The sequence below is a fragment of the Rhodococcus sp. Eu-32 genome (assembly GCF_003336925.1).
In the GTDB taxonomy this organism is placed as follows: Bacteria; Actinomycetota; Actinomycetes; order Mycobacteriales; family Mycobacteriaceae; genus Rhodococcoides; species Rhodococcoides kyotonensis_B.
Window position 1 is genome coordinate 1 of sequence record NZ_QGNK01000029.1, and the last position, 22,150, is coordinate 22,150.

General features: G+C 63.8%; 23 protein-coding genes and 1 pseudogene. 11 read left to right on the forward strand and 13 right to left on the reverse strand.

The annotated features are described in order from the left end of the window. Positions 1–233, forward strand: a 233-nt coding sequence (locus DK926_RS24150; RefSeq protein WP_114332416.1) for a DUF2118 domain-containing protein, incomplete at its 5' end; no start/stop codon positions are given. A gap of 475 nt (positions 234–708) precedes the next feature. On the opposite strand, the gene DK926_RS24155 is transcribed toward DK926_RS24150, so the two are convergent. Next, complete coding sequence (locus DK926_RS24155; RefSeq protein WP_114332507.1) at positions 709–1,704, reverse strand: AraC family transcriptional regulator; 996 nt, start codon at positions 1,702–1,704, stop codon at positions 709–711. A gap of 75 nt (positions 1,705–1,779) precedes the next feature. On the opposite strand from DK926_RS24155, the gene DK926_RS24160 reads away from it, so the two are divergent. Together DK926_RS24160 and nphA are read left to right on the forward strand one after the other, a co-directional pair. Then, a complete protein-coding gene (locus tag DK926_RS24160; RefSeq protein ID WP_114332508.1) occupies positions 1,780–3,342 on the forward strand; it encodes a 4-hydroxyphenylacetate 3-hydroxylase N-terminal domain-containing protein in 1,563 nt (520 codons plus the stop codon). Positions 3,343–3,364: 22 nt separating this feature from the next. Further along, complete coding sequence (gene nphA, locus DK926_RS24165; protein WP_114332550.1) at positions 3,365–3,847, forward strand: NADH-dependent flavin reductase; 483 nt, start codon at positions 3,365–3,367, stop codon at positions 3,845–3,847. Positions 3,848–3,909: 62 nt separating this feature from the next. On the opposite strand, the gene DK926_RS24170 is transcribed toward nphA, so the two are convergent. From DK926_RS24170 to DK926_RS24180, 3 genes are all read right to left on the reverse strand, one after another. Continuing rightward, entirely contained in the window at positions 3,910–4,938 is a 1,029-nt protein-coding gene (locus DK926_RS24170; RefSeq protein ID WP_114332509.1) for a 2Fe-2S iron-sulfur cluster-binding protein, read from the reverse strand. 1 nt (position 4,939) lies between these two features. Then, complete coding sequence (locus tag DK926_RS24175) at positions 4,940–6,154, reverse strand: cytochrome P450 (protein ID WP_114332510.1); 1,215 nt, start codon at positions 6,152–6,154, stop codon at positions 4,940–4,942. 168 nt (positions 6,155–6,322) lie between these two features. Continuing rightward, positions 6,323–7,315 carry a helix-turn-helix domain-containing protein gene (locus tag DK926_RS24180; RefSeq protein WP_114332511.1) on the reverse strand — a complete coding sequence of 331 codons (993 nt, stop codon included), beginning with the start codon at positions 7,313–7,315 and terminating at the stop codon, positions 6,323–6,325. 63 nt (positions 7,316–7,378) lie between these two features. On the opposite strand from DK926_RS24180, the gene DK926_RS24185 reads away from it, so the two are divergent. Genes DK926_RS24185 through DK926_RS24200 form a run of 4 tightly spaced genes read left to right on the forward strand, consistent with a single transcriptional unit; the run spans position 7,379 to position 9,987 of the window. Further along, positions 7,379–8,197 carry an IclR family transcriptional regulator gene (locus DK926_RS24185; protein WP_114332512.1) on the forward strand — a complete coding sequence of 273 codons (819 nt, stop codon included), beginning with the start codon at positions 7,379–7,381 and terminating at the stop codon, positions 8,195–8,197. Between the two features lie 5 nt (positions 8,198–8,202). Continuing rightward, positions 8,203–9,021 (forward strand): fumarylacetoacetate hydrolase family protein, encoded by an 819-nt coding sequence (locus tag DK926_RS24190; RefSeq protein WP_114332551.1) that lies wholly within the window; start codon positions 8,203–8,205, stop codon positions 9,019–9,021. Next, the gene (locus tag DK926_RS24195) at positions 9,018–9,800 is read left to right on the forward strand and encodes a fumarylacetoacetate hydrolase family protein (protein WP_114332513.1); all 783 of its coding nucleotides are present in this window, start codon (positions 9,018–9,020) and stop codon (positions 9,798–9,800) included. Before DK926_RS24190 ends, DK926_RS24195 begins: the two co-directional genes overlap by 4 nt. A gap of 1 nt (position 9,801) precedes the next feature. Then, entirely contained in the window at positions 9,802–9,987 is a 186-nt protein-coding gene (locus tag DK926_RS24200) for a tautomerase family protein (protein WP_114332514.1), read from the forward strand. 54 nt (positions 9,988–10,041) lie between these two features. Here DK926_RS24200 and DK926_RS24205 read toward each other — a convergent pair. The 5 genes and pseudogenes from DK926_RS24205 to DK926_RS24225 all read right to left on the reverse strand — a co-directional run bounded on the left by DK926_RS24205 (position 10,042) and on the right by DK926_RS24225 (position 14,563). Then, positions 10,042–10,445 (reverse strand): annotated as a pseudogene (locus DK926_RS24205) (tautomerase family protein). 9 nt (positions 10,446–10,454) lie between these two features. Then, positions 10,455–11,201, reverse strand: a complete 747-nt coding sequence (locus DK926_RS24210) for an SDR family oxidoreductase (protein WP_114332515.1) — start codon at positions 11,199–11,201, stop codon at positions 10,455–10,457. After that, positions 11,202–12,656: an aldehyde dehydrogenase gene (locus DK926_RS24215; RefSeq protein ID WP_114332516.1), complete on the reverse strand. Its 1,455-nt coding sequence runs from the start codon at positions 12,654–12,656 to the stop codon at positions 11,202–11,204. It lies immediately after the preceding gene. A 3-nt stretch (positions 12,657–12,659) separates the two neighbouring features. Next, a complete protein-coding gene (gene dmpG / locus DK926_RS24220; RefSeq protein ID WP_114332517.1) occupies positions 12,660–13,685 on the reverse strand; it encodes a 4-hydroxy-2-oxovalerate aldolase in 1,026 nt (341 codons plus the stop codon). Continuing rightward, the gene (locus DK926_RS24225; RefSeq protein WP_114332518.1) at positions 13,682–14,563 is read right to left on the reverse strand and encodes an acetaldehyde dehydrogenase (acetylating); all 882 of its coding nucleotides are present in this window, start codon (positions 14,561–14,563) and stop codon (positions 13,682–13,684) included. Before DK926_RS24225 ends, dmpG begins: the two co-directional genes overlap by 4 nt. A 200-nt stretch (positions 14,564–14,763) precedes the next feature. Here DK926_RS24225 and DK926_RS24230 point away from each other — a divergent pair, with 200 nt between their 5' ends. The 4 genes from DK926_RS24230 to DK926_RS24245 all read left to right on the forward strand — a co-directional run bounded on the left by DK926_RS24230 (position 14,764) and on the right by DK926_RS24245 (position 18,607). Next, positions 14,764–15,846: a VOC family protein gene (locus DK926_RS24230; protein ID WP_114332519.1), complete on the forward strand. Its 1,083-nt coding sequence runs from the start codon at positions 14,764–14,766 to the stop codon at positions 15,844–15,846. Between the two features lie 183 nt (positions 15,847–16,029). Next, positions 16,030–16,287 (forward strand): WhiB family transcriptional regulator, encoded by a 258-nt coding sequence (locus DK926_RS24235; RefSeq protein WP_114332552.1) that lies wholly within the window; start codon positions 16,030–16,032, stop codon positions 16,285–16,287. 389 nt (positions 16,288–16,676) lie between these two features. Continuing rightward, entirely contained in the window at positions 16,677–17,780 is a 1,104-nt protein-coding gene (locus DK926_RS24240) for a hypothetical protein (RefSeq protein ID WP_114332520.1), read from the forward strand. 119 nt (positions 17,781–17,899) lie between these two features. Next, on the forward strand, positions 17,900–18,607 hold the full coding sequence (locus tag DK926_RS24245) for a GAF domain-containing protein (protein WP_114332521.1): 708 nt from the start codon (positions 17,900–17,902) through the stop codon (positions 18,605–18,607). Between the two features lie 37 nt (positions 18,608–18,644). Here the strand turns inward: DK926_RS24245 and DK926_RS24250 are convergent, their stop codons facing one another. The 4 genes from DK926_RS24250 to DK926_RS24265 form a co-directional block, all read right to left on the reverse strand. Continuing rightward, a complete protein-coding gene (locus DK926_RS24250; protein WP_114332522.1) occupies positions 18,645–19,823 on the reverse strand; it encodes a zinc-dependent alcohol dehydrogenase in 1,179 nt (392 codons plus the stop codon). Next, complete coding sequence (locus DK926_RS24255; protein ID WP_114332523.1) at positions 19,820–20,314, reverse strand: hypothetical protein; 495 nt, start codon at positions 20,312–20,314, stop codon at positions 19,820–19,822. Before DK926_RS24255 ends, DK926_RS24250 begins: the two co-directional genes overlap by 4 nt. After that, entirely contained in the window at positions 20,311–20,874 is a 564-nt protein-coding gene (locus DK926_RS24260) for a type 1 glutamine amidotransferase domain-containing protein (protein WP_114332524.1), read from the reverse strand. Before DK926_RS24260 ends, DK926_RS24255 begins: the two co-directional genes overlap by 4 nt. A gap of 84 nt (positions 20,875–20,958) precedes the next feature. Continuing rightward, positions 20,959–22,137, reverse strand: coding sequence for a glutathione-independent formaldehyde dehydrogenase (locus tag DK926_RS24265; protein ID WP_114332525.1), 1,179 nt, complete (start codon positions 22,135–22,137; stop codon positions 20,959–20,961). Positions 22,138–22,150: the final 13 nt, after the last annotated feature.

The following is a 22,150-nucleotide window of genomic DNA, read 5'->3' on the forward strand; positions in this document are numbered from 1 at the left end:
GCGGCGCCGGTGCCACGTCCGGTGACGCCGTCACCGCACCCATGCAGGGCACCGTCGTCAAGGTCGCCGTCGAAGAAGGACAAGAAGTCGCCGAAGGCGACCTCATCGCCGTCCTCGAAGCGATGAAGATGGAAAACCCCGTCAACGCCCACAAAGCAGGCATCGTCACCGGCCTCGCCGTCACCCCCGGCTCTGCCATCACCCAAGGCACCGTCCTCGCAGAACTGAAGTAGGGCGCCGAGTGAAGACGACCGTCGCCCATTCGCCACCCATACCCGATCCGTCGCGACCCGAAGTTTCTGACTTGGTTGCGTCTTACATGGCGTTCCTGCGTACCGCGGACTCGTTGCGCGCTTCACTGGAACAACAGCTCACGGTCGTCGGGGTGAGCTGGGCTCGGTACGAGATTCTTCGTCATCTGGAGGCGCATGGACCGGTCACCTATACAGCCCTCAGTCGATCGCTCCTCCGACATCGCACCAGTATCGGAGTCACCACCGGTGCGTTGGCAAGCGCAGGATACGTTGCAGTGCAGCAAAACCCCGCAAAGCGCCAACAGCACCTTCTTTGTATCACGCATCGCGGGTCGAGATTGCTGCAGAGGGCGGATCGGGCGTTGTCCGCAGTCCCGTCTCGCAGACTCGACGCACGGGCGCTAAACATCGCGTTGGAACTTGCAAAGCAGTTGTGACTGACGTGTATCGAGGCCTATGAACCGGCCGATGCGCTCCGGTAACGCCCGGGACTCATGCCGAACTGCTTGCGGAACGTGCGGCTGAAATGTGAGACGTCGCGAAAGCCGCTGGCCTCACTCACTTCCTGCACGGTTATATCGGACTCCGTCAGCAGTCGCCGTGCCCGCTCCAGCCGATGCGAGGCGAGCCAGGCCGACGGCGTGGTTCCGATGTCGCGGAACAAGTTCTGCACATATCTCAGCGACATTCCGGTCGCATGCGCCGCGTCGGTGAGCGAGACGTTCGGATCATGCAACGTGCTTTCCAGTTGCGTTTGATAACTGTGAAGATGGCGCGCCCGTAGTTCGGTGGGCCTGTCGGTACGGGCGAGTTCCGTGTTCATCGATGTCACCAGCATGTCGAGAGTCGACAACGACAGTGACTGCGCCGCTCTCGACACGATGTCCGATTCCAATGTTGCGATGCTCTGCAGGAACGTGCTGACGATCGAACCTGTTCCTGAATTGCTCGAAATCGCCTGCGCTGTAATGGTCGAGCCATCGTGGATCGCCAATCGAGAATCCAGAGCTTCACGAGGTGCGCGAATCACCAGTTGAGAGAACCGAGCATCTGACCGAAAGACGAATGGGCGCGCAGGATCCAGGAAGGCGAACGCCCCACCGTCGAGAGTCGACACACGCCCGTCTTGCCGTATGTGGACGTGGCCCGCCGTCACGACACACAGCAAGTAGTGCGCCCGCTCGTCGGACGAGATCGATGCCGGCGTGCGTACCACGGTGTGGGGATCTGCGGTCACCGTGGTGACGAACAGGTCACCGAATTGTTTGCCTGTCAGCTCACCGTCGAAGCGACCACGCGGTTCACCCCAGTCGAGATCCATCTCGCAGTAGGTCGAGTCGAGCGCCCGCGCCCACGCGTCGCGGCCCTCTCTGGTACCGAGATCACGAGTGCTGAACGTGACGGACCGAAGTGTGCGCGCGGAGTCATCCCGTCGTGCGTCGTTGGTCATGGTCGAACCTCACCTCACGCTTCTAGTGTTCCGAATCACAGACAAACTTCGGCTGACGAAAGAGGACACCACTTCATGACTGCAGTGTTGAATTCCCAGGAATCCCAATCGCTCAACGACATTCGTCCGATGACGGGCGACGAGTACATCGAGTCGTTGCGCGACGGCCGCGAAGTCTACTTCCGCGGCGAACGAGTGGACGACGTCACCACCCACCCTGCGTTCCGCAATTCGGTGCGTTCCGTTGCCCGCATGTACGACGCCATTCACCGTCCCGAGGCTGCAGGCGTTCTCGCGGTGCCGACGGACACGGGCAACGGCGGATTCACGCATCCGTTCTTCAAGACTGCGCGTAGCGCCGACGATCTCGTTCTCGCCCGGGACGCTATCGTCACCTGGCAGCGGGAAGTGTACGGCTGGATGGGACGTTCGCCCGACTACAAGGCGTCGTTCTTGGGCACGCTCGGCGCCAACGCCGACTTCTACGGCGAGTACAAGCCGAATGCCCTGCGCTGGTACAAGGAAGCGCAGGAGCGGTTGCTCTACCTCAACCATGCGATCGTGCACCCTCCCATCGATCGAGACAAGCCGGCCGACGAGACCGCGGACGTGTGCATCCACGTCGTGAAAGAGACGGATGCAGGTTTGGTCGTGTCCGGCGCGAAGGTGGTGGCCACCGGTTCGGCCATCACCAATGCGAACTTCATCGCCCATTACGGCCTGCCGATTCGCAAGAAGGAATTCGGCGTCGTCTTCACCGTGCCGATGGACTCCCCTGGTCTGAAACTGTTCTGCCGCACGTCGTACGAAATGAGCGCGGCTGTCATGGGCAGCCCTTTCGACTACCCGTTGTCGAGCCGCTTCGACGAGAACGATGCGATCATGGTTCTCGACAACGTGCTCGTGCCCTGGGAGAACATATTCGCCTACGACGTCGAGGCATCCAACGGGTTCGTGATGCGCTCGGGTTTCTTGCCGCGCTTCACCTTTCATGGTTGCGCGCGGCTTGCCGTGAAGCTCGACTTCATTGCCGGCTGCGTCATGAAGGCTGTCGAGCTCACCGGCTCGGCGAGCTTCCGCGGCGTTCAGATGCAGGTCGGTGAAATACTCAACTGGCGAGACATGTTCTGGGGACTGTCGGACGCCATGGCCAAGTCGCCCGAGGACTGGGTCGGCGGTGCGGTGCAACCGAATACGCGATACGGCTTGGCTTACCGCACCTTCATGGGCATCGGCTACCCGAGAATCAAGGAAATCATCCAGCAGACCCTCGGCAGCGGACTGATCTACCTCAACAGCCATGTCAGCGATTTCGGCGACGACCGAATTCGTCCCTATCTGGATCAATACGTTCGTGGTTCCGGTGGCGTCGAGGCCGTCGATCGCGTCAAATTGCTCAAGTTGCTGTGGGACGCAGTCGGTACCGAATTCGGCGGACGACACGAGCTGTACGAGCGCAACTACGGCGGCGATCACGAAGCCGTCCGCTTTCAGACCCTGTTCGCGTATCAGGGTGCGGGCGCGGACCTGAAGCTCAAAGGCTTTGCAGAACAGTGCATGTCCGAATACGACGTCGACGGCTGGACACGCCCCGATCTGATTTCGAACGACGACCTCGAGATCGTTCGGCGGCGCTGACGTGAAAATCTCGCCGTTCGTCATGCGTAAGGCCCTGGGGCGGTTCGCCAGCGGTGTCACGATAGTGACGACCGCCGAAAGCGAGAACGAAGAATCGGTACACGGCATGACTGCCAACGCTTTCACCTCCGTGTCGCTCGATCCGCCGTTGGTATTGGTGTCCATCTCGACCCGGGCGAAGATGGACGCGCGCATTCGTGATACCGGCAAGTACGGAGTGTCGGTACTCGCCGGTGATCAAGAGCCGCTGTCCTTGCACTTCGCGAACGCTGTTCGCCGCCCCGACCTCGTCCGCTTCGTGTGGCGCCGCGGCGTTCCACTTCTCGAGGGTGCCCTCGTGCATCTGTCGTGCACCCTAGAGGCGACGTATCCCGCCGGAGACCACTCGTTGCATCTCGGCCGGGTCGAGGAACTCGCCTACGACGACGGCAGCCCCCTGGTGTTCTACACCGGAAGCTTCCGGTCGCTCGCGGTCGTCGGTAGAGACGAGCCGTGGGGTTTCTAGACCGGTCACCGTCAGTGGAAGCCGGTGCTCTCGACGAGAAAGAGCACCGGCTTCCACCGTCGTCAAAGAACGCTCGAGAGAACAGGAGTCGACGCCGTGAATTCCTCTCGCGCGACGAGCCGCGGCGCCATGCGCCGTCGCTTGAGCGCCTTCACCGCCGCATCCACCATCGGCGGTGGCCCACACAAATACGCGCGCAGGCCCTTACAGGTGACGAAGTCGTCGAGCACGACATCGGTGACCAACCCGCACGCGCCGTCCCAGATCTCCTCGCTCAGCGCGGGACGGTAGTGGAACTGAGGATGGGCCCGTTCGAGATCGCGGAAGTAGTCACCGTCGTACAGATCGTCCCGACGCCTTCCTCCGTGGTAGAGGTACAACTCCGGCAACAAGTCGTGTTCGAGGGCGTGGCGAACGATCGAGGTCAGCGGCGCCAACCCCGTTCCGCCGCCGATGAGGATCGCGGGCTCGTCGTGCCGTCGTGCGATCCCGAATTGCCCGAGTGGCCCGCGCAGCGACACCCGATCACCGACGGCGAGGTTGCCGAATATCCAACCAGCGGTGGCGATTCCGTGGTCGGTGCGCTTGATGTGGAATTCGAGTTCGCGAGACTCGCTCGGTGCATTGGCCATGGAGTACTGACGCCCGACGCCCGTTCCGGGAACGAGAATCTCGGCGTACTGGCCTGCATTGAATTCCATTGCTGCGTCGAGGCGGATTTTCAGCCGACGGGTGTTCGACGCGACGTCGTCGAGCACGGTCACGGTGCCTTCGTAATCGCGTAACGGATACCGCGGCGTGCCGTCGTCGGCCACGACACCGAGGGGTTCGACGACGACGTCGGTGCACGGACTCGCCATACACGCCAACGCCAGGCCCCGCTCCCGTTCCTCGGCCGTCAGTGTGTACTCGGGAGATGCGCCGTGGTCGACGGTGCCGCACAGAACCTTCACCTTGCACGTGCCGCACGTTCCCTGTGTGCAGGAATGCGACAGCCATCCTCCGCCGCGCAGGGTCGCGTCGAGGATGGACTGCTGCTCCCCACACTCGATGTCGCGGCCTGGAAGTCGGACGCGATGTTCGGCGGTCATCTCACACCTCCCACTTGACGAAAAGTTCCTTCGGCCCCCGAAAACCCCAGCCCCAGAAATCGACGTCACGAGTGTCGTCGCGTTCAAGGTTCGGGATGGCCTCCAACAGCTCCTCCAGACCGATTCTGATGACGGCGTTCGCGAAATACGTTCCCCCGCAGGCGTGTGCGCCCGCACCGAAGGTCATGTTCGGAGTGACGGGCCGGTCGAGGTCGTAGGCGGTGGGCGCGTCGTACGCGTGTTCGTCTTGGTTCGCCGATCCGTACGAGAGCATGACGGCCGATCCCGCGGGGATGTCGACACCGCCGACGGTGACGTCTTTCGTCGCAGCCTTGACGACCGCCGACCAGATCGGTGCTACCCAACGCATTCCCTCGGACTGGGCACGAGGGATCAACGTCGGATCGTCGACGACGCGTTCGAGCTGGTCGGGTCTGCTCAACAATCCCGCAACCGTGGTCGCCATCGCGTGACCGGGCTCCTGCATCGCGCCGAGCAGGAACACGTACAGGTTGGGATAGATGACCTCGCGTGGACGCGTCTGCCCTTCGGGCATGCCGTCGTGCAGCCAGTGCGATATCGCGGAGTGGTCGGGATGGTCGATCCAGTGATCGATCTTGGGATCGACGTGCGCGACGATCTCGGCTTTCGCCTCGTCACCCGGCTCGAACCCGTCCGGGTTGGCGAAATCCCCGTTGTCGTCGACGGCAGCGTTCGTGAAGGAGACGCTGAGTTTGTGGAACCACTCCCGTAGCTTGTCGGTGCTGACGTCGTTCAATCCGAGCAGGTCGCCGAGCGCACGCACGCTGACCGGCTCGCAGTACGCCGATACGAGATCTGCGCGCCCGTCGCTGTCGAAGGCTTCGAGACGCTCGCGTGCGTAGGGCCGGACCAGTGCGTCGATGTACTTGTCGACCGCACTGGGCTGCAGATGGGGCTCGATCATGTCGCGCAACTTCCGATGTTCTTCGCCGTTGGTGTTCAGCAGAGCACCTGGCCCGAACGTGCGGCCGCCGGCCGCAGAGATGACCGCAGGCCAATTGTCGGAATCCTTCGCGATCTCCGCACACAAATCTTTCGAGGACACTATGTACATGCCGAGGGCGGGGACGAACGCCACCGGCGCTTCTCGGCGCAGGCGCTCGTAGAACGGGTACGGGTCCTTTTCGAGCTCTTCGATCGTGATGCTTTCGATGAAGCCGAGAGTGGCGGTCATGATTCTCCTTCTGCGGCGCGTGTAGTCAGGTCGAACGCGGACCCCGATGTGGTTCGGTTGTGTCCGCGATCACAAGACTGAGACGCGCTCGAAGTCCACCCGAACATCGTTCGGTAGTTCCGAACATCGGACGCAGTGCGTCCCGTGTCCGTTCGGATGGGCGGAAAATCAGCTCGTCGAGTTGGCTTTGCGGTATTCGCCGGGACTCGCTCCGAAGCGCTTGCGGAACGTTCGGCTGAAATGCGAGACGTCTCGGAAACCCACGGTTTCCGCCACATCGTTGATGGTGGCATCGGAGCCGATGAGCAGGCCGCGCGCCCGGTCGAGCCTTGCGGCGTACAACCAGTTCATGGGTGTTGCGTCGGCTCGTCGGAACAAGTTCTGAAGATGGCGAACAGACATGCCGAGATCGCGAGCTGCGTCGGACATCGTGAGGTCCGGGTCGTGCATTCGTGATCCCAGGAGCTGCTGAGCGCGCCGGAGGTCTCGCACATGAGCGAGCTCGGTGTGGCTCTGCAGAACCGTCCCGTCGGCAAGTGCGGTGACCAACATGTCCATCATCGACGCCGACAACGACGACGCGGCGCCGGGCGCCACGCCGGGATCGAGACCGGCGATCTCCTGCAGGAGACGGCTCACGACGCGACCTACACCCTCACCCGCCGATACGCCCTGAGCCGCAACCGCATCGACGATGTGCGACGGCAGCCGCGACGTGAGCAGGCGTCGCGGGGTGCGCACCACCACTTGCTCGAATTCGGTCGGAGAAGCGAACACGAACGGTCGCGAAGGATCGAGAAAGGCGAAGGACCCGTGCCGCAGGTCGGCCGACCGCCCGTCCTGTTCGACGTGGCCACGGCCCCGCATGACCAGGCACAACAACAAGTCGTCGTCGTCGCCCGAAATCATCGCAGGTGTCCGGATGACTGTGTGCGGATCGGCGCGCACGGTGCTGACGTAGAGATCGCCGAACGGACGTCCGACCAGTTCCGCGTCGAAATGTGCGTGCGGTGAACCCCATTCGAGGCCCATCTCGCAGTACGTCGATTCGAGCGCACTGGCCCAGGTGTCACGGCCTTCGCGAGATCCGAGACCACTGGTGTCGATGTACACCGACGTGTCCGTGCGCTCCGAGCCATCTTTTCGTGCGTCGGCGGTCATGGTCGGATCCTCCTTCGGTTCCTAGTGTTGCAGATCACAGAAGGAAGACAACGAGGAGATACCGTGGCGACGCTGCAGACAGTGCAGAAGATCGGTCCCGTACTGGACCTATTTACGGTCGAACGACCGGAGTGGGGGGTATCGGAGGTCGCGAATACCATCGATCTCCCGCGATCGAGTGCACACGCCTTGCTGTCCTCGCTCGTGGACATCGGGCTGCTCCAGTGCCGAGCACGCGGGCGGTATCGGATCGGATGGCGTGTGGTCGAACTCGGTCAAGCGCTCCGCGGCACCGTGGACGTTCGTACCTGCGCAGCCCCCGTCCTGGACAGGCTCGTCGAGAACTACGGCGAGACAACACATCTCGCGGTCATGGAACGAAACCGAGTGTTGTACGTCGACAAGGTGCTCGGCACACACAACATCACGGTGCAGGGCGCGCGTGTGGGAACACGGCTCGACGCATACTGCACCGCGGTGGGTAAAGTACTGCTCGCTCAACTGCACCATGTCGAGCTCGCACGCTTTCTGGACACGACCACGCTCCGTCGTAGAACACCGACCACCATCACCAGCGCGGCCGGACTGGTAGAGGCGCTCGACGCGGTGCGGTCGGCAGGCTGCGCCTTCGATCTCGGCGAGGCGGTCGCCGACGTCGACTGTGTCGCAGCCCCGGTACGGGACGACATGGGCCAGGTGGTCGCCGCCATCAGCATGAGCGTTCCGGCGTCACGTTTCGTCGCCAACCGCGTCGAGTTCCACCGAGCCGTCGTCGGTGCCGCGAACGAGGTGACCAGGGCACTCGCCGAGGTAGCCGAGGCCGTCGTGCCACTCGGTCGCAACCGAACGACCGCTCCAGTGCAGGGAAGGTTCGCGTCGTGACCGCTGTGACAGGGAGTGGCGCAGCTACCGACGAGAACGCCGTACACGACGCGGCTGACCTGCTGCTCGAGGTCTATCGAACCGGTCAGCCGATCGAGCCGCTCTCGCCCCGCTACCCCGAGGCCGGCGTCGAGTTCGCGTACAGAGTGCAGCAAGCGCAGGTCGAGCAGTGGGTGCGGAACGGCGAGGTTATCAAGGGTCACAAGGTGGGACTCGCGTCCCGAGCAATCCAGCGACAGATGGGCGTCGGGCAACCGGACTTCGGACATCTGACCGGAAGAATGTTCCACCTCGAGCACCAACCGATTCCGTCAGGAATCTTTCTGCAGCCCCGCATCGAACCAGAAATTGCTTTCGTGCTCGGTAAGCCCCTCACGGGGCCGGGCGTCACCGTCGCCGATGCCGTGCGCGCCGTCGACTTCGTTCTCCCCGCCCTGGAAGTGGTGGATTCGCGAATCCGCGACTGGAAAATCGGCATCGTCGACACCATCGCGGACAACGCATCGTCCGGTGGCGTGATTCTCGGTAGCAAGCCGATGTCGCTGAACGCGGTCGATCTGCGGCTCGCCGGCTGCACGCTGCACATGGACGGCGCACTCGTCGCCACGGGCGCAGGTGGCGCCGTACTGGGCTCACCGATCAACGCGCTGGTCTGGCTCGCCAACACGGTCGGCCCGCTGGGCGTCACATTGGAACCCGGGCATGTCGTTCTGCCCGGTTCCATGACCCGGGCGTTCGCCGTCGGTCCAGGCCAGTCGGTAGTGGCGAACATCGGTGGAATCGGCTCGGTAACTGCAATTTTCGACGAGGAGGGAGAGTCATGACGCAGTGGAGCGTCGCGCAGATCGCTGAAACTCTGCTAGGAGCGGAGCGGCGAGCGGAACCACAGACATCCATCGGAGCGGAGTGGGACGGACTCGATCTCCGTGCCGCTTACGACGCGCAGGACGTAGCGCTCCGCATGCGCATCTCCGGCGGACAGACGGTGACGGGCGTCAAGCTCGGGGTGACGTCACGCGCCAAACAGATTCAGGTAGGCGTGGATTCGCCGTCGACGGCTTGGCTCACCGACGCGATGATTCTGCCGATCGGTGCGCCCGTTCCGCTGAGGCGCCACATTCACGCACGGGCCGAGCCCGAGATCGCGTTCGTCATGGGCCGACGCCTCAGCGGCCCTGGGGTTTCCGCGGCGACGGCCCTCGCTGCGGTCGACCATGTGGTCGGCGCCATCGAAATCATCGACAGTAGATTCTCCGGGTACGAGTTCACGATGATGGACGCCATCGCAGACAACAATTCGTCGGGACGCTACGTCACCGGACCGATCGGACGCAGTCCCGAGGACCTGGATCTCGCGTTGGAGGCGTGCCTGTTGGAAGTGGACGGAGAAGTTGTCGATTCCGCTACCGGAGCAGCGGTGCACGGGCACCCTGCGGAGGCCTTGGCGTTCGCCGCGAACACTCTCGCGGAACGCGGGTTGGCCATCGAACCGGGATGGGTGGTGTTGACCGGCGGCATGACCGATGCCGTTCCCGTGCAACCAGGTTCACGTATCGCGGCGCACTTCACTTCTCTCGGTTCCGTCACGGTGGCGGGAGAATAACGTGCCGATCATCGACGTGACGATTGCAGAGGGCCGCAGCCCTGAACAACTGCGTGCGTTGATTCACGAGCTCACCGAGGGCGCACAACGCGCCCTCGGTGTGCCGGTGAGCACCGTGCGCGTGATCATCCGAGAGGTCCGGAAGACGCACTTCGCTGCAGGGGACGTGACCATCGCCGAACGGTGACAGCAGGTCTGCCCGCAGGCACAGTTCGGCAATGATGCTCAGCGGAGCCGATCCCTAGTTCACGGCGCGTGCCGAGATTTCGTCGGCACGCGCCACCGCAGCCGGAGTGCCGCCGATTGCCCAATTCTCGGGCTGCACCTCGACGATGCGCCCGCGAACCCCGCGTCGGTCGACGTCCAACACGTCCACCACGAGATCGGTGAAGCGGGCCAGGAGTTCTTGTCGTTGCGACGCGGGTCTGCCCGCCAACACGATGGCCGTGAAATACGGCGAACTGGACGCGTAGAACGCTCCGCTCACCGCGACGTCCATCGCACCGTATCGGACGATGAACGCGCGGATCCTGTCGATCGGCGCGTTCAGGATGTCTGCATACAGGCGGCTCGCCTCGGTGAGCAAGCGCTGCCCTGGTCGGCACTGAACGAACCGTCGACCAGATGAAAATGCGCGACAGGCATCGAATACTCCTAGAAGATTCCGTGGCGGGTGCCGCCGTCGACGGTCAGAATGCTGCCGTGCAGGACCGAAGCCTCCGGTGCGAGCAACATCTCGACGATCCACGCAACCTCGTCCAGCGTCGGCAAGCGTCCCAATGACGTTGCGGCGTAGTATCTCTCGCGGATGGTGTCGGGCGAGGCCCCGGTCTCGATCGATTCCCGCTCGATGAATGCGTCGAGCCTCGGTGTGTCGATCGGTCCAGGGGCAAGGGTGTGCGTTGTGACGCCCTTCGGTCCATAGAGTGCCCCGATCTGACGCATCAGATTGAACAGCGCGGCGTTCGCGGTGCCGGGGCCGGCGTCGAACGGACCTGGCTCCACACCGAGCGAGCCCGCGACGGCCACGAACCGCGCTCCTTCCTGCAGATGATCGCGAACAGCATGCAGCAACCGGACCACGCCCCCGGATTTGATGTTCGCCGCAATCGCAAGGCCGGACGGATCGATCGTATCGGCGGATCCTTTCACCGGGAGCCCCGCCGCGAACAGCGCCAGTCGCACAGGCGCGTCGACGGCCGTCGAGATCGCCTCGATCGCGTCGTCGGAACCGATGTCTGCCACGCACGGGGTCACGGCGGGATGCCGAGACGCGAGAGCGTCGAGGGCGTCGGCGCTGCGTGCCACCGCAAGCACCCGGTGCCCTGCAGTCACGAGTCGGCGTGTGACGGCGGTTCCGAGCGCACCGGTGGCCCCGACGACCACGCACAGGCTGCTCATCTAACGGCTCAATCGGATAGTCACCGCGCGAGGCTCGGTGAAGAATTCTCGCGAGTATCGCCCGCCCTCTCGTCCGAGGCCGCTGATTCCTTCACCACCGAACGGCAGGCGCAGATCACGCTCGAAGAACGTGTTGATCCACACGGTGCCTGCACGCCATCGCGCAGCCATACGGTGGGCACGAGAGAGATTCTGAGTGAACAGAATTCCGGCGAGGCCGTACGGTGAGTCGTTCGCGATTCGCAGTGCTTCGTCCTCGGTGTCGAACCCGAGTACGGTTTCCACCGGACCGAAGATTTCTTCCCGTGCAGTGCGTGACGAGTTCGTCAGACCGGTGATGACCGTCGGCGGGTAGTAGAACCCTGGGGCGTGGGCGGGGTCGGTGAGTCGACTCCCACCGGTGACGACTTTTCCGCCCTCCTCCTGCGCGAGTTCGACGTAGCCGTGGACCTTTTCGAGATGTTTCTCTTCGATGAGCGGTCCGACGACGGTGGCCGGATCCTTCGGATCACCGACGGCCAGGTTCTGGGCTGCGTCGACGAATCGGTCGAGGAAAGCGTCCATGATCCCGTTCTGTACGAGCAACCGAGAACCCGACAGACAGACCTGCCCGTTTCCGCCGAAGATCGCCCGAATGGACATCGGCACCGCGATATCCAGATCCGCGTCGTCGAACACGATGTTCGCCGACTTTCCGCCCATCTCCGCCGACACCGGTGTGTGGTTCGCTGCCGCAGCTTGCAGAATCTTCACACCCGTTGCGCTCGACCCGGTGAAGGTGATGCGATCGACCCGGGGGTCGGACGTCAGCGGTCCGGCCACTGCCTCGCCGCCGAATCCGTGCACGACGTTGAGGACGCCCTCCGGCAGACCTGCTTCGAGCGCGAGCTCCGCGAATCTGTTGGCGGTCAATGGTGTCTGCGGCGCCGGCTTCAAGACCACGGTGTTGCCGAATGCCAACGCGGGAGCGATCTTCCAGGTCGCGAGCATCAGAGGCGCGTTCCACGGGCTGATCGCCGAGACGACTCCGGCTGGGGGGTACAGCGTGTAGGAAAGGAGATCGCCGTCGGGATACGCCTCGTTCTCCGCCATCGCGGCGTAATCCGCGAAGAAGCGCAGATTGTGTGCCACGCGCGGGATTTCGGCGTGTGACGACTGAGTGATGGTCTTGCCGCCGTCCCGCGTCTCCAGGTCGGAGAGTTCAGCCCGATGGTCGTCGACTGCGTCCGCGACGGCATGCAAGATCTTCGCGCGTTCCTTGGATGCCATACGCGCCCAGGGACCTTCGTCGAATGCTGTACGAGCGGCGCTGATTGCGGCGTCGCCGTCCTCTGCTGTGCCCCGGGCGACGGTGGCGAGGTGGGAGCCGTCATGGGGGTCGTGACTGTCGAACGACGCGCCGTCGGAGGCTGCTCGCCATTCGCTGCCGATGAGATGGTGGATGGTGTGGGTCATGGGTCAGACTCCTGTGGGGACGTGAGAGGTGCGACCGGCCAGCTCGGCGGCGACGTCGACGATCATGTCCTCCTGGCCACCGATGACGCCGCGGCGCCCCAGCTCGAGGAGGATGTCCCTGGCCGGGACGCCGAACTTCTTCGCCGCTCGCTTGGTGGGATGGAAGAACGTGGAGTAGACCCCTGCGTATCCCAGGACCAGTGCGGTCTCGTCGACGATCTGCGGTTCGGACATCAGCGGCGCGACCGTGTTCTCGGCGGTATCGATCAGTGGGAAGAGATCGACGTTCGTCTCCCACCCGGCACGCTCGAAAGCCGCTGCGAGAACCTCGGTTTGAGCGTTGCCGGCGCTTGCGCCGAGCCCACGCAAGGACCCGTCGATGAAGGTGGCTCCGTTCTCAGCAGCCGTGAGCGCGTTGGCGATTCCCACCCCGAGGTTGTTGTGCGCATGGAACCCGATGTCGGTACCCACGGCATCGCGCAACCGTGCCACACGCGCGCCTGCTTGCGCGGGAACCATGGCGCCGGCCGAGTCGACGACGTAGATCACGTCTGCACCGTAGGATTCGAGCTTGATCGCTTGTTCGGCCAGCGCCTCGGGTGACAGCTTGTGGCTCATCATGAGAAACGTCATCACCGTCAACCCACGCTCTGCGGCCCATTCGATGGGTTGCTGTCCGCAGTCCGCCTCGGTGCAATGAACGGCAACTCGCACGGTGTCGATGCCGGCGTCGATCGCGCCCTGTAGCCCCGCGAGCGTCGCGATACCCGGCACGTACAGCACGGCGATGTGAGCATCGGGTGCCGCGGCGACCGCGGCGGCGACGTACTCGGGATCGGTCGCGGCGGCATAGCCGTACTGAATGGACGATGCTCCCAAACCGATGCCGTGAGCCACTTCGATGGTGGGTATGCCCGCACGAGCAAGTCCCCGTGCGATGTCGGCAACGTTCTGTGTAGTGAATCGGTGTGACACGCTTGACATTCCGTCGCGAAGCGTGGTGTCCACGAGTGTGATCCTGTTGTTCATCGCGCTACTCCTTCGACCAGGGCCGACCGTTGGCCGATCACGTCGGCGACCTGTACTGCTGCGGCCGTGATGATATCCAAGTTGCCTGCGTACGTGGGCAAGTAGTCGCCCGCTCCGACTACTTCGAGCATCACGGTGACGAGTTCGCCGTCGACATCCACGAGGCGGAGCGAGTACCCCGGCACGTATTCCTGGACGCGGGCAACCATGTCGACGACCGCGCGCTCGATCGCGTCGCTGTCGGGATTGCGCACCTTGGCGTAGACCGTGTCGCGCATGTTCATCGGTGGCTCAGCCGGATTCACCACCGAGATTGCCTTGGCGCTGGGGACCCCCGCGACCGAAGCCAGTGCGCGACCGGTCTTCTCGCTGAACTCGCTGAGGTTCTGTCGGGTACCGGGTCCAGCAGATTTGGACGCGATGGCGGCGACGATCTCGCCGTACGGCGCGTCGGCGACTTCGTTGATGGCGTAGAGGATCGGTATCGTCGCCTGGCCGGCGCAGCTGACCATGTTGAGATTGGGTGCATCCAGGTGCTGGTGCAGATTGACTGCAGGCACGACGTACGGGCCGACGGACGCGGGCGTCAGATCGATTGCACGGATTCCCGCCTCGGCGTACCTCGGCGCCGCAGCGCTGTGCACCGCCGCGGACGTGGCTTCGAAGACGATATCGGGCAGCTCAGGGCGGGCCAGGAGCCAGTCGACTCCGCCAGCCGACGCTTCGAGTCCCTCGTCGCGTGCTCGTGACAGGCCGTCACTCGCGGGATCGATGCCCACCATGTAGCGCGGTTCGATGTGCTGTGAACGCAGCAGTTTGTACATCAGATCGGTCCCGATGTTGCCGGACCCGACTATCGCAGCTGTCAATCGACTCATGAGCGGCCTTTCCTGTGCGGCGTGAAAGTCATGCCCCGACGCTAGGAACAGTGCGGAGGCGGTGGGCTGCGATCCGGCAGGCGCGGACGCCGTCGGCGTTCGAGGGTGTCACTGTTCGGGCATTCCGAACGGACGTGACTCGGGACATTTCGGCTGTCCATGCTCGAGGCATCACCAATCACGGACATGCAGGAGAACCGATGAGCGACAACGATTCACGCCATGAGATCGCCCACCTCGCCCGGGTAGAACTCTTCAGCCCGAAACCGCAGGAGACTCTGGACTTCTTCACGAAGTTCCTCGGGATGTACGTCACCCGCAAGGAAGGCCAGTCCGCCTATCTCCGCGGCTACGAAGACCCGTACCAGTGGAGCCTCAAGATCACCGAGTCGCCCGAAGCAGGTATGGGCCACGCCGCTCTGCGCACCAGCTCGCCCGAATCACTGAATCGGCGCGCGGAATCGCTGAAACAGGGCAACGTCGAAGGGGTGTGGAGCGAGGACGAGTTCGGCTACGGCAAGACATTCGAGTACAAGTCGCCCGACGGCCACAACCTGCAGCTGCTCTGGGAAGCCGAGACGTATGTCGCCCCGCCCGAACTGAAAAGCAAGATCCTCACGCGCAAGTCGAAGAAGCCTCTGCAGGGCGTTCCGGTCAAGCGGATAGACCACCTCAATCTGATGGCATCCGACGTCACCGCCGTCAAGAACTCTTTCGAGAGTCATCTCGGTTTCCGAACTACCGAACGCGTCGTGGACGGGGACGTCGAGATCGGTGCCTGGATGAGTTCCAATATCCTCGGCCACGAAGTCGCCTGCATGCGTGACATGACCGGAGGCCGCGGAAAGATGCACCACGTCGCGTTCTATTACGGCACCGGCCAACACAATTCGGACGCAGTCGAAATGTTCCGAGATTACGACATCCGCATCGAGGCCGGGCCGGACAAGCACGGCATCACGCAGGGCCAGTTCCTGTACGTGTTCGAGCCGGGTGGAAACCGCATCGAACTGTTCGGCGAGGCCGGCTACCTGCACCTCGAACCCGATGCCGAAACGAAGACCTGGCAGATGTCGGACATCGATACCGGCTTGGCCGTCGGCGGCGCTGCTCTGCCCTGGGAGACATACTTCACCTACGGCACGCCTAGTCCGTTGAGCCTCGACCAGCACATCGAGAAGTACGCACACTTCGGCCCACCGTCTCCCGACGCCGAGAGCGACGCAGCCGCAGTTCCCGACGAGATCGAGGAGTCTCGCGCTGTCGCAGGCGCACCGGTCTGACGCGAAGCGCGGCGCTTCCCGGTCGTCGAGTCTCATGGGGCTGGACGACCGGGGTAGCTGTCGCCGACGAACAGCATTTTTCGTCGGATTCAACTGAGTTAGAAACTAGAAAGTGGGTCGACGGTGCGACACGATTCGGCTGTTCGGCTGCCCCCGCCCTGCGCGTGCTGCTGGGAATGGCAGATGCATGCGTCGTGCAGATCCATGCCCGTGAGTATGTTCTTCCCCGCCGCCGACGCCCTCGGGTCGTCGGTTGCATCGATCGAACGGCAGACGAAGCTGGTCTGTCGGCAATGCCCGGTGCGTACGGAATGTCTTCGCTACGCACTCGTCAGCAATCAGACACATGGCATTTGGGGCGGCAAGACCGCGTTGGAACGCAGGAAGCTCGCCCACACGATCGACATCGCGGCCTGGGTCGGGCATCACTGCGACGCGTGACACACCACAGAGTCCCGCGGAAGCGGCCGAGGTAATGCGAGGTGGGATGCCGCGGTACCGGTGATGCCGTCGGAATTTCCTTCACGAGCGCGGCAGCCCCCTCGGTGCCTACCGTGCGGTGATCGATCGCCACGTAATCTCTGCACGATCGCGTACGAAGACGACCGCACGGTACGGACCGACCCCGCGCCGCGCCTTCACGGCACCGGGTCAGGAAAGAACGAAAGTTTCCTTGTCCGTGGCGGTTTCGGCTCGACATACGGGCTGACCGCGCGAAGCGGTGTTCGTTGCCGGGCTTTGGTTCGTTGTCGCACCGCGTAATTGCCGAAAATGGCGATCCATCAGGGCAATCGGCTGCTGTCGCGGGGTCGACCCGCTAGCCTGACAGGGTGTCGGGGAACGAACACAACCAACAATCACAGACCGGTGCAGCGGACGAGCAAGTCTCGGTGCTGCTGATCGCTGATCCGGGCAAAGCCACGGCTCTGGCGCACCGGGTGGCACAGCGCCTGCCGGAACAACTGAGAAGCCGCGATGGTCGCAGGCGCCGATGGACGACGCATGTGCGCAGCGAACCCTATCTCTCGGACGAGCAGGCCGCCTTGTTCGAAGTGGTCGGCGCGGTCGAACCATCGTCCGAGCGCGAAGACCTCGTCATCTACCTCACCGACCTGCCTCGACGCGAGGACACTGTGCCGGTGGTCGCCGATGTCAGCGCCGACCACCTGTTCGCGCTCGTCTCCGTCGCAGCCGTGGGCGGAGTACGCATCGAGAGCCGGGTGGAGAACGCCGTCGAACTGGTGATCGCCCGCGCTCTGAACGAACCGAACCTCGCGCCGCCGAATGCGAGCAGACGACTTCCATCGGAGCAGATCGACGGCGGCACACGCTACTTCGCGCCCTCGGGGCTACGACGGCTGCGTCTGCTGTCGGGAATGGTCCGGGCGAATCGCCCGTGGCGGTTGGTCACCGGGTTGTCGAAGGTACTCGTCGGCGCGTTCGCCACCGGCGCGTTCGCACTGGCCACCAGCACGATCTGGTTGTTCGCCGACACCATGGGTCCTTGGCGGATGAGCGCGGCAACCGTGCTGTCGATCGCAGCGATGGTTCTGTGGCTTGTCCTCGACCACGAATTGTGGGAGCGACCCAAAGCGCCCCAAGAGCGACAACGATCCGTGCTGTACAACGCCGCGACCGTGGTGACCCTGCTCATCGGCGTCGCAATCTTGCATGTGGCCTTGTTCTGCCTACTGCTCTTCACCGCCAGTGTCACCCTTCCCCCACACTTGCTGTCCAACACTGTGGGGCACGCGGTGAACTTCTCCGACTATCTCACCCTCGCCTGGCTACTGGCATCGATCGCCACCATCGGAGGGGCGCTCGGCTCAGGCCTCGAAGACGATGACGCCGTCACGGATGCGGCTTACGGGATCCGGCAACGGCAGCGCCTGGAGAAGACGCGGGAACAATCATTCGAGCACGAGCAGGAATGACTCCCGAAGACAACGCGCGTCGTTCGCCCGCAACCATTTCGCGTCGAATTGCAACTCGCCCCACCGCGGTCTCTCGCGATCACACCGGCTGGTAACCAGACTTGCGTACCATCGGCGTGATGACACAGTCAGTGGCGGGCTTCGACGACCGACTGAACCAATTACTTGCCGAACAGGCCGACCGAGCGGGTGAAAGCGTCGACACGTTCATCCGCCGTTCGGTGGTGACACGACTGGTCGAAGCACTGAAGGCCGACGAGAATTCCGACGTCGGGCAGCTGCTGCGCCACCTCCAAGCCCACTACGACAGCAGTGCGGATGAGCCCGTTCCCACGCCGCCGGCTGGCACCGCGCTCTCCGATCCCGAACGACTACGGGCCGTCGAGGCGACCGGATTGCTCGACACCGACGTCGACGCACGATACGACCGGCTCGCCGCGATGGCGTCGGAGGCGTTGTCGGTGCCCGGGGCTGCGATCTCCCTGTTGACCGACGAACGTCAATTCTTCAAGAGCGCACTCGGGCTGCCGTCGGAATTGAACGGTGCACGCGAGATTCCACTCGAACTATCGATGTGCAGATACGTCGTCGACGCCGGCGACACAGTCGTCGTGGAAGACGCTCGGCTCGTCGACGCATACAAAGACCACGCCGCAGTCACCGGCGAGCTGATGGTGTCCTACCTCGGCATCCCGTTGGCCGACGATGACGGACATGCCGTCGGAACGCTCTGCGTCTGGGACCGCCAGCCCCGTCAGTGGACCACCGGGCACGTCCAACTCCTGCAGGATCTTTCGTGGATCGTGCGTGAACGCATCTTCGAATAAGGCATTCACTACCGTCGGTAGCGCACAGCCGATCACCTCACCTGGCCCCCGGCTGAAACACAGCGCGGACGCAACCATCGGTCTTACCCTTGAACATTCGGTAACCCTTCGGGCCCTGATCCAGGGGCATGATGTGGGTGGCAAGGTGCTCGGTGTGTAGTTCGCCGTCGGCGATATGCTGCAGAATTGCCGGGATGTACCGGTGACCATGCTGCTGCGCCCCCCGCAGGGTCATTCCCTTGTTCATGACGGCGCCAAGTGGAAACTTGTCGACGACGCCGCCGAACACTCCCAGGACGAACAAGCTCCCGCCCTTCCGGCATGCGTAGATCGCCTCCCGGACTGCAGTGGGGCGGTCTGTCTGCAGTCTCAGTTGCTGCTTGACCTGGTCGTAGAGATACGCCGGCCCAGTGCTGTGAGCCTCCATTCCGACTGCCTCGATCACCACGTCCGGGCCACGGCCACCGGTGCGTTCCTTCAGCTCCACCACGACGTTGTCGTCGGTGTAGTTCAACGTCTCGGCGCCGATGTATCGCCCGACCTGATCGAGTCGTTCGGGGAGACGGTCGATGACGATGACCTGTTCGGCGCCCATGAGCATCGCGCCACGCGCGGCCATTTGCCCGACACCGCCTGCACCCCACACCGCGACGGTGTCGCCGGGGGTGATGCCGGCCCCGTCGGCTCCGGTCCAACCGGTGGGAGCTGCGTCGGAGGCGAACAGCGCCGCCAGGTCCGAGACGCCGTCCGGCACAGCGAACGCGCCTTGGTCGGCGTAGGGCACCCGAATGTACTCGGCGTGGCTGCCTGCGTACCCGCCGAGCATGTGACTGTAGGCAAAGCAGCCACCGATCGCCGATCCCCACATTCCTTCCGTGAGCGCGGGGTGAGGGTTTCCGTTGTCGCACAACGAGAACATCTCGTGCCGGCAGTACCAGCATCGGCCGCAGGCAATGAACGAGCACACCACAACGCGGTCACCGATCTGGTGGTTGCGGACCGCCGAGCCTACCTCGACGACCTCGCCCATGAACTCGTGACCGAGTACGTCCCCGGCCCGCATACCCGGGATGTAGCCACCGAGCAGATGCAGATCGGATCCGCAGGTCGTCGACAACGTGACTTTCAGGATGACGTCTCTATCGTTGAGAATTTCGGGGTCGTCGACAGTCTCCACCGAGGTCTCGTCGACGCCGGTCCAGCACAGCGCTTTCACAACACTCCCTCCCCACCCGAGCGCCGGGTCGCGAGTTCCACGAGCTTGCCGGTCGGGGTGGCGGTGCGGGTGCAATGGGGGGTCGGATCGACCCGCAGCACTTCACCGACTTCGATCAGTTGTTTCGCTTCGCGCAGCGCCGCCCGGACCTGTTGGCGTGGGTCGTCACCCGACACCCGCGCCGCGACCGAGCCGAGGCCGCTGGGCTCGGGCTGACGCAGCCGGGCGGCTAGTTCGGTGCCCTTCCCACCCGCGGCTTCGCGGACCTGCACCTCGATACGATCGCCGAGCGCTGCGAGTGGTTGGGGCAGTACGCCGTTCGGCATGACCTCGTCCGGGCTCCTGTCGATCGTCACGCTGCGCCACCGCGAACGCGGCTCGCCGTCCCCGACGTCGGTGGTTTCACCACCGAGCCGGCGTTGCAGTTGTCCGACAAGTTGACTGGCTGCACCCAACCCGGCCTGCGCCGCCTTGCTCACTACGTTGCTCATGAGCTGACCGGCTGTGTGGAGTGCCCGAACAGTTCAACGGCTGCGTCACAGAAGGCCGGGAGATCATCGGGCGAGCGACTGGTGAGGAGGTTCCCGTCGCGTACCACCTCTTCGTCCACGACGCGTGCGCCGGCATTGCGCAAGTCGGTTCGGATGCTCGGGAACGAGGTCAACGTGCGGCCTTCCACGACACCGGCTTCGATCAATGTCCACGGTCCGTGGCAGATCGCGGCAATTGGTTTGCCCGTGGCCGCGAACCCGCGCACGAAGCCCACTGCGTCTGGGTCGGCTCGCAACTGGTCCGGGTTCACAGTGCCTCCGGGCAGCAGCAGGGCGTCATAGTCCTCCACCGAAGCCGACGCGATCAGAGCGTCGACCGTAAATGTGCCGGCTGCGTCGAGATCGTGGTCACGCGCCTGAATTTCGCCGTCGTGCAGGGACAGCAGCACGGTCGCGGCGCCGGCATCCTGCAGAGCCTGTCTCGGTTGTTCCAACTCCACGCGCTCGACGCCGTCGGCCGCCAATATTGCGATCCGCTTGCCGCGCAACTCTTCTGCCATGTTGTGTTCCGTTCTGTGAGGTGGTCGTGGACTGTCCGGGTGGGCCGCCCCTATCCCTGCCCGTAGGCGTGACGTAGCTGAGGTTCAGCGTGTCTCCTCCGCTCGGTGCTTACGATGAGACCCGTCGGGGTGCAGCACGACCTTGGTCCACCCGTCGTCCCGGGCGTCGAAGTGCTGATATGCCTCCGGCCCCTGGTCCAGGGGTAGATCGTGCGAGACGATCCACGATGGCTTGGCTTTGTCACCGGCGATCAGGTCGCGTAGTCGCCGGTTGTACTTCTTCACCGGACACTGCCCGCTGCCGATGGTCTGGCCCTTGAACCAGTGCAGGCCGTAGTCGAAAGCCACCTCGCCCCGCTTGGCCAAGTCGTCCGGACCGCCGGGGTCCTGCGGTACGTACACGCCGACTGCGCCGATACCCCCGGTGAAGCGAACCGACTTCACCAGATCGTTGAGCGTCATGTTCGGATGTTCGGTGCCCTGCGGGTCGTGCGCCTGGTACCCGACACACTCGCACCCGCGGTCTGCACCCAGACCCATGGTCTGGTCCAGCACGAACTCGACCGGGTCGACCTTCGAGTCGTCCACGGGGAGGGCACCGATTTCCTCGGCGAGCCTCAACCGGTCCGCGTGGCGGTCCACCACCATCACCTTCCCGGCGCCCTTGATCGTCGCTGACAGGGCCGCCATGAGTCCCACCGGGCCGGCACCGTAGATGACGACGGAATCCCCAGGAACCACCCCTGCTATTTCGGTGGCGTGATACCCGGTCGGGAAGATGTCCGCCAGCATCACGTAGTCGTTTTCCTTGTCGGTGGAGTCCTCACCCAACCGCAGGCAGTTGTGATCGCCGTAGGGCACCCGCAGCAACTCTGCTTGCCCGCCCTGCCAAGGACCCATGTCGGCGAAGCCGTACGCCGCACCGGCCATCTGCGGTTCGGGCTGTGTGGTCAGACAGTAATTCGTGAAACCTCGCTCGCAGTTCTTGCAGAACCCGCAGGACACGTTGAACGGGAGAACGACCCGCTCACCGACCTTGACCTTGTCGACACCGTTACCCACCTCGACGACTTCCCCGAGGTTTTCGTGGCCGAACCAGCGGCCGACCTCGAAATCGGTCCTGCCCTCGTACATGTGCAGGTCCGACCCACAGATATTCGTTGCGGTGATCCGCACCAGTACATCTGTGGGCCGTTCGATCTCCGCGTCCGGCACATCTTCGACGCTGACCCGGCGCGGCCCCTCGTAAACGAGAGCTTTCACGTCAAACCTCCTC

Excerpts from the sequence above, each read along its gene's own strand:
- DK926_RS24155 (WP_114332507.1), bottom strand. The coding sequence starts at position 1,704 with ATGACCAACGACGCACGACGGGATGACTCCGCGCGCACACTTCGGTCC.
- DK926_RS24210 (WP_114332515.1), bottom strand. The coding sequence starts at position 11,201 with ATGAGCAGCCTGTGCGTGGTCGTCGGGGCCACCGGTGCGCTCGGAACC.
- DK926_RS24230 (WP_114332519.1), top strand. The coding sequence starts at position 14,764 with ATGAGCGACAACGATTCACGCCATGAGATCGCCCACCTCGCCCGGGTA.
- DK926_RS24225 (WP_114332518.1), bottom strand. The coding sequence starts at position 14,563 with ATGAGTCGATTGACAGCTGCGATAGTCGGGTCCGGCAACATCGGGACC.
- DK926_RS24175 (WP_114332510.1), bottom strand. The coding sequence starts at position 6,154 with ATGACCGCCACTCTCGGCTTCATCGAAAGCATCACGATCGAAGAGCTC.
- nphA (WP_114332550.1), top strand. The coding sequence starts at position 3,365 with ATGCGTAAGGCCCTGGGGCGGTTCGCCAGCGGTGTCACGATAGTGACG.
- DK926_RS24160 (WP_114332508.1), top strand. The coding sequence starts at position 1,780 with ATGACTGCAGTGTTGAATTCCCAGGAATCCCAATCGCTCAACGACATT.
- dmpG (WP_114332517.1), bottom strand. The coding sequence starts at position 13,685 with ATGAACAACAGGATCACACTCGTGGACACCACGCTTCGCGACGGAATG.
- DK926_RS24245 (WP_114332521.1), top strand. The coding sequence starts at position 17,900 with ATGACACAGTCAGTGGCGGGCTTCGACGACCGACTGAACCAATTACTT.
- DK926_RS24255 (WP_114332523.1), bottom strand. The coding sequence starts at position 20,314 with ATGAGCAACGTAGTGAGCAAGGCGGCGCAGGCCGGGTTGGGTGCAGCC.
- DK926_RS24170 (WP_114332509.1), bottom strand. The coding sequence starts at position 4,938 with ATGACCGCCGAACATCGCGTCCGACTTCCAGGCCGCGACATCGAGTGT.
- DK926_RS24260 (WP_114332524.1), bottom strand. The coding sequence starts at position 20,874 with ATGGCAGAAGAGTTGCGCGGCAAGCGGATCGCAATATTGGCGGCCGAC.
- DK926_RS24215 (WP_114332516.1), bottom strand. The coding sequence starts at position 12,656 with ATGACCCACACCATCCACCATCTCATCGGCAGCGAATGGCGAGCAGCC.
- DK926_RS24235 (WP_114332552.1), top strand. The coding sequence starts at position 16,030 with ATGCATGCGTCGTGCAGATCCATGCCCGTGAGTATGTTCTTCCCCGCC.
- DK926_RS24180 (WP_114332511.1), bottom strand. The coding sequence starts at position 7,315 with ATGACCGCCGACGCACGAAAAGATGGCTCGGAGCGCACGGACACGTCG.
- DK926_RS24195 (WP_114332513.1), top strand. The coding sequence starts at position 9,018 with ATGACGCAGTGGAGCGTCGCGCAGATCGCTGAAACTCTGCTAGGAGCG.